This is a genomic window from Cellulomonas sp. NPDC057328 (assembly GCF_042667215.1).
Classification (GTDB): domain Bacteria; phylum Actinomycetota; class Actinomycetes; order Actinomycetales; family Cellulomonadaceae; genus Cellulomonas.
The window spans coordinates 1-5,711 of record NZ_JBHUZW010000176.1 but is presented as its reverse complement, the minus strand read 5'-3'; the positions used below and the strand labels follow the sequence as shown (position 1 = coordinate 5,711).

Annotated in this window: 6 protein-coding genes; 1 reads left to right on the top strand and 5 read right to left on the bottom strand. The window is 76.3% G+C overall.

All coding sequences use genetic code 11. The features are described from left to right. Positions 1–77 precede the first annotated feature (77 nt). The 5 genes from ACFUMH_RS18470 to ACFUMH_RS18450 all read right to left on the bottom strand — a co-directional run bounded on the left by ACFUMH_RS18470 (position 78) and on the right by ACFUMH_RS18450 (position 4,184). Positions 78–914, bottom strand: coding sequence for an ABC transporter permease (locus ACFUMH_RS18470; protein WP_378208965.1), 837 nt, complete (start codon positions 912–914; stop codon positions 78–80). Continuing rightward, positions 914–1,708 carry an ABC transporter ATP-binding protein gene (locus ACFUMH_RS18465; protein ID WP_378208963.1) on the bottom strand — a complete coding sequence of 265 codons (795 nt, stop codon included), beginning with the start codon at positions 1,706–1,708 and terminating at the stop codon, positions 914–916. The genes ACFUMH_RS18470 and ACFUMH_RS18465 overlap by 1 nt, the downstream gene beginning before the upstream one ends. A gap of 95 nt (positions 1,709–1,803) precedes the next feature. Beyond that, on the bottom strand, positions 1,804–2,646 hold the full coding sequence (locus ACFUMH_RS18460) for a DUF4097 domain-containing protein (RefSeq protein WP_378208961.1): 843 nt from the start codon (positions 2,644–2,646) through the stop codon (positions 1,804–1,806). 103 nt (positions 2,647–2,749) lie between these two features. After that, positions 2,750–3,265: a histidine kinase gene (locus ACFUMH_RS18455; protein WP_378208959.1), complete on the bottom strand. Its 516-nt coding sequence runs from the start codon at positions 3,263–3,265 to the stop codon at positions 2,750–2,752. A gap of 76 nt (positions 3,266–3,341) precedes the next feature. Then, positions 3,342–4,184, bottom strand: coding sequence for a DNA-3-methyladenine glycosylase family protein (locus tag ACFUMH_RS18450; protein ID WP_378208957.1), 843 nt, complete (start codon positions 4,182–4,184; stop codon positions 3,342–3,344). 361 nt (positions 4,185–4,545) lie between these two features. Here ACFUMH_RS18450 and ACFUMH_RS18445 point away from each other — a divergent pair. Beyond that, positions 4,546–5,711: mechanosensitive ion channel family protein (locus ACFUMH_RS18445; RefSeq protein ID WP_378208955.1), on the top strand; the 1,166-nt coding region annotated here is incomplete at its 3' end.

Below are 5,711 nucleotides of genomic sequence, written 5' to 3'. Positions count from 1 at the left end.
GCGCCGGCGCGGCCGGTGGGGGAGGTCGGTGCCGCACGGCCCGCCGGCCGTGACCGGCGCCGCTCGCGGCGGTGCGGTCAGCGCCGCTCGCGGCGGTAGAGGACGCGGGCCCACGCGTAGCCCACGACACCGATCACGACGCACCAGGCGACCGCCGGCGCGCTCGTCGTGCCGTCCAGCGGCGTGCCGGCCAGCAGGCCGCGGACCGTCTCGATGATCGGCGTGAACGGCTGGTGCTCGGCGAACCAGCGCACGCCGGCGGGCATGGTCTCCACCGGCACGAACCCGCTGCCGAGGAACGGCAGGAGCAGCAGGATCATCGGTGTGTTGCTCGCCGTCTCCACGCTGCGGGCGCTGAGGCCCATGGCGACCGCCAGCCAGTTGAGCGCGAGGCCGAGCAGCACGAACATGCCCAGCAGCGTGAGCCAGCCGAGGGCGTCGGCGTCCGGCCGGTAGCCCATGGCGACGGCCGCCGCGAGGACCAGCACCAGCGCCGTGAGGGCCTGCACCACGAAGCCGATGACCTGGCCGGAGAGCACGGATCCCGGCGAGATCGCCATCGTCCTGAACCGCGCCATGATCCCGGCCGCGGCGTCCATCGCCGCGCTCGTCGCGACGGACGTCGCACCGCCGACCACGGTGAGGACCAGCAGCGTCGGCGTGATGTAGTCGAGGTACGCCGCGCGGCCCTCGGCCCCCGGGGCGACGCCGGGCGCCACGCCGGCGCCGAACGCGCCGCCGAAGACGTAGACGAAGAGCAGCAGCATCACGAGCGGGCCGAGGACGAGGAACATCGTCAGGCCCGGGTACCGCACCGCGCGCAGCAGGTTGCGGCGCAGCATCGTCAGGGTGTCCGCCACCGGGCGGGCGTGGGCGGCGGGCGTGGCGGTGCGGGCGGTCGTCACGGTGGTCATCAGGCCACCTCCTTCGTGCTCGGGTCGGACGAGGCGGTGGACGGCTCGGCGGGCTGCTCGGTGAACGGCTCGGTGAGGCGCAGGAAGACGTCGTCGAGCGACCCGGTGTGGTGCGCGGCCTTGAGCTCGGCGGGGGTCCCCTCGGCGACGACGTGCCCGCCGTCGATGACGACGACGCGGTCGGCGAGCCGGTCGGCCTCCTCGAGGTACTGCGTGGTGAGCAGGATCGTGGTGCCGCCCGCCGCGAGGGCCCGCACCTCGTCCCAGAGCGTGCGGCGGCTGCGCGGGTCGAGGCCCGTGGTCGGCTCGTCGAGGAACACGACCGCGGGGGAGCCGACCAGGGTCATGGCGAGGTCGAGCTTGCGGCGCATGCCGCCCGACCACGTCGAGACGGGCCGGCGCGCGGCGTCGACGAGCGCGAACTGCGCGAGCAGGGCGTCGACGCGCTCGCGGCCGGCGCGCCGCCCCAGGTGGTGCAGCGACGCCATGAGGCGCAGGTTCTCCACGCCGGTGAGCAGGTCGTCGACCGCGGACACCTGGCCCGTGACGCCGATCGCGGCGCGCACCGCCAGGGGCTCCGTGGCGACGTCGTGCCCGGCGACGCGGGCGGTGCCGCCGTCGGCGGCGAGGAGCGTCGACAGGATGCCGACGGTGGTGGTCTTGCCGGCGCCGTTCGGGCCGAGCAGGGCGGTGACGGTGCCCGCGGGGACGGCGAGGTCGATCCCGTCGAGCACGGTGTGGTCACCGAAGGACTTGCGCAGTCCGCGCACGTCGACGGCGAGGTCGTGGATCATGGCAGGGTCTCCTGACTGCGGTCGGTGGAGCAGCTCGTGGAGCGGGTCGTGCCGGGATGGAGCCGTGCGGGGCGGTGCGGGGTGCCGGTCGGGTGTCAGGGGCGGCGCAGGATGACGTCGCCCCACCCGGTGCTGGCGCAGACCTGCGCGGTGTCCTCGTCGTCGACGGGGCCCTGCGCGGGGGTGAGCTGGTTGCGGACGGAGCCGCGCTCGGAGGTGACGTCGAGCCAGGCGGCGGTGCCCTCCGGCACGCCGACCTCGATCGAGCCGTAGGAGGAGGTGAGCGTCACGCTGCCGGACTCGACCCGGCCGACGCGGATGCCGGCGTGCGCCGCCTTGGCGGTCACCGTGCCGCGCACCCGGCCGACGAGGATGTCGGCGTGCGCGCCGACCACCTGGAGCGCCCCGGTGACGGTCCCCACCTCGGTGGGGCCGTTGGCGGCACGCACCGTGCCCTCGCCGGCCATGTCGTCGATCCGCACGTACCCGGCGCTGACCTTGACCTCCGCGGTCCCGGTGACGCGCCCGACGACGACGGACCCGGCCGAGACCCGGAGGGCGAGGCGGGCGGCCTCGTCGACACGGGCGTCGCCGCCGTTGAGCGAGAGGTCGACCTCGCCGAGGCGCCCCTCGGAGTAGAGGGTGCCCGCCTTGCCCCGCAGGTCGGAGCCCGCGGGCACCTCGATGGTGACGCGGGCGCCGCCGGCCGAGAACGGCAGCACGTACTGCTTCCACGCGGACGGGTAGACGATCGTGACGGCGTCGCCGTCGCGGGCGACGCGGGTCTCCTCCGCGGCGCGCACGGCGCCCGACCTGGTGGGGTCGGCGGGCAGGACGGTCACGACGACGTCGTCCCGCTCGCTGGCGACGACGTGCAGGTTGCCGAAGGGAACGTCCACGACGACCGGGACGGGCGTGGACGTGGGGAATGTGGGCATGACGACTCCTCGCGAGTGGTGTCAGGGTGGTGTCAGGCGGTGCGGGACGGTCCGGACGGCCTGCGGTGTCGTGCGGGTGGAGGCGAGCTGGTGCGCCGGGCGGTCAGCGCACCCAGCCGGTGAGACGGCTGCCCCCGCCGTGCTGCTGCGGTGCGGGCGGGTGCGCGGCGGGCTCCAGCGCGGCGGCGACGGCACGGACGAGCCACGAGTTGACGGAGACCCCGTCGCGCGCCGCGGCGACCTCCACCTGGGACTTCAGGTGGTCGGGCAGCCGCAGGGTGGTCCGGGTGGTGGCGCCGTCGTCGCCCTCGGTCGGCGTCGCGACCGGTGCCGTGGCCGGGGCGGCCGGCACGGGTGGCACCGGTGCCGCAGGTGCCGTGGGGACGTCGACGACGAACTCGGGCTCGCCGCCGCGCAGCCGCACGTCGACCGAGCCGGGGGCGAGCTCGGTCGAGATCTCGCCGGCCGCGGCCGAGAGGGCGTCGAGCAGGACGAGGCGCACGGCGGCGTCGAGGGGTGCCGTGAGGCGGTCGGCGAGCTGCCGGGCGTCCTCACCGCCCGCCGCGGCCGCCGTGGCGAGCCGGTGCTGGAGGTCCTCGACGTAGCGCGTGATGTCCATGACGTCAGCATGACACCACAGTGGTGTCATGGCAAGTGTCGGATCCCGCGCGCCCGCGGTCCCCCCGGGGCGTCGTTCAGTCGGCGTACCCGACCGACGCCCACAGGTGCGTCGCGGCCCACGCGCGCCGGCCCGCCCAGGCGAGCCCCGCCGCGGCGACGTCGCGCGCGTGCGGCACGCCGAGGGCGCGCCGCAGCACCAGGTCGCCGGCCGGGTAGGCGTCCCGGTCGCCGAGCGCGCGCAGCGCGACGACGTCCGCCGTCCACGGGCCGACGCCCCGCAGGGCCAGCAGCGACCGGCGCACGTCCGCGGCGGGCGCGCCCGGTGCGAGCACGAGACCGTCCGCGCACGCCACCGCGATCGCGTGCACCGCGCCGGCGCGGGAGTGCGGGACCCGCAGCACCGCCTGCAGCGTCACCGGGTCGGCGGCGGCGACCGCCTCCGCCGTCGGGTACGCGCGCAGGCCGCTCGGGTGCGAGGCGCCGTACGCCTCCGCGAGCCGGCCGCCGAGCGTGCGTCCCGCGCGCAGGGAGACCTGCTGCGTGAGCACGGCCTGCACGGCCGCCTCGAACCCGTCGGGGTGCCCGAGCACGCGCAGGTGCGGGCGCGTGCGCAGCAGGGGGCCGAGCACGGGATCCGTGCCCAGCGCGCGGTGCACGTCGTCGAGCTCGTCGTCGAGGCCGAACCACCGTGCGAGCAGGCGCCGCAGCGCGGGGCCGGCGGCGGCGGTCGCCTCGTCGGCCGTCGCCGTCGCGCCGGCGTCCGTGAGCGTGACGGCGACGGGCACGGGGCCGGCGCCGAGGTCGACGAGGCGGCGGACCGTGCCGGCGGCGACGTCGACCTCCTCGACGCCCGGCACGGCGCGGGCCGCCAGGGACGCCAGCGCGGGGGCGGCGGCGAGGGGCGCGGGCACGTGCACGCGGCCACGGTACGGCCCCGTCCCGACATGCGGACAATCTGGACGTCACGGTCACGCGGGGGCGCAGGTCAAGGGCCGGTGCGACGCGGGTCTGCTCCGGGTCGGGAACTGGTCACCCGTTCGAGATGCGCGGGTGAAGTACCGGTGCCATGCTGATGACAGCCGATCGGGAGACGCACCGACCGGCCAGCCGCGGGTCACGACCTCTCGTCCGTCCGCACGCGACAAGGGTCCGGCGAGAGCCGGGCCGCCCGTGAGGGTCAAGGAGTCCGCCACGCCTCGTGCCGGCGAGACGGCTCCTCACCGGGTCCCGCCCCCAGCGCCGGGGGCGGGACCGGGTCGTCCTTCCTACCCTGGACGGGTGCCCGACATCCCGACCCTCACCCTCACCCTCGCCGCAGCCACGCCCAGCCCCACGCCCGAGGTCGTGCAGGACGTCGTCCGCGGGGTCGGCGACGTCGTCGTGCCCCTCCTCGCCGTCGCGGGCGGCGTGGTCGCCGGCTACCTGCTCGCGACGCTGATCGGCCTGGCCGTGCAGCGCGCGGCCCCGCGCAGCGCGCTGGCCGCCGACCTCTCCCGCCGCTCCCGCCGCCCGCTGCGGGTCACGCTCCTGGTCGTCGCGGTGTGGGTCGCGCTGCGGCTCAGCACCGACCCGGCCGACGCCTGGCGGCCGGGCGTCGAGCACGCGCTGCTGATCGCGCTCATCGTGGCGCTCACCTGGCTCGTCGGGTCGCTGGCGTTCGTCCTCGAGGACCTCGCGCTGCAGCGGTACCGGGTCGACGTGAAGGACAACCGGCACGCGCGGCGCGTCCGCACCCAGGTGCAGGTCCTCCGGCGCATCACCGTCGCGGTGCTCGTGGTCATCGGCGTCGCCGCCGTGCTCCTGACGTTCCCCGGCGCGCGCACGGTCGGCGCGAGCGTGTTCGCGTCGGCCGGCCTCATCTCGATCGTCGCCGGCCTCGCGGCGCAGAGCTCCCTGGCCAACGTGTTCGCGGGCCTGCAGCTCGCCTTCACCGACGCGATCCGCGTCGACGACGTCGTCGTGGTCGCCGATGAGTGGGGGCGCATCGAGGAGATCACCCTGACGTACGTGGTCGTGCACGTCTGGGACGACCGCCGCCTCATCCTGCCGTCCACGTACTTCACGACCACGCCGTTCGAGAACTGGACCCGCCGCGCCGCCGAGCTGCTCGGCACGGTGGAGCTCGACGTCGACTGGGAGGTGCCGGTCGACGCGATGCGCGCCGAGCTGACGCGGCTGCTGTCGGTCACGGACCTGTGGGACGGGCGCGTCGGCATCCTCCAGGTGACCGACGCCGTGGGCGGCGTGGTCCGCCTGCGGGCGCTCGCCAGCGCGGTCGACGCGCCGACGCTGTTCGACCTGCGCTGCTACGTGCGCGAGGGGCTCGTCGCGTGGCTCCAGCGCGAGGCGCCGCAGGGTCTGCCGCGCACGCGCTGGGAGGGTGGCGGCGGATCCCCGGCGCGGCCGTCCGGCGTGCCGACGCCGCCCGGGACGGACGCGCCGAC

Bases quoted from the DNA above. Each gene is read 5' to 3' on its own strand.
- ACFUMH_RS18470 (WP_378208965.1), bottom strand. From the start codon at position 914: ATGACCACCGTGACGACCGCCCGCACCGCCACGCCCGCCGCCCACGCC.
- ACFUMH_RS18465 (WP_378208963.1), bottom strand. From the start codon at position 1,708: ATGATCCACGACCTCGCCGTCGACGTGCGCGGACTGCGCAAGTCCTTC.
- ACFUMH_RS18460 (WP_378208961.1), bottom strand. From the start codon at position 2,646: ATGCCCACATTCCCCACGTCCACGCCCGTCCCGGTCGTCGTGGACGTT.
- ACFUMH_RS18455 (WP_378208959.1), bottom strand. From the start codon at position 3,265: ATGGACATCACGCGCTACGTCGAGGACCTCCAGCACCGGCTCGCCACG.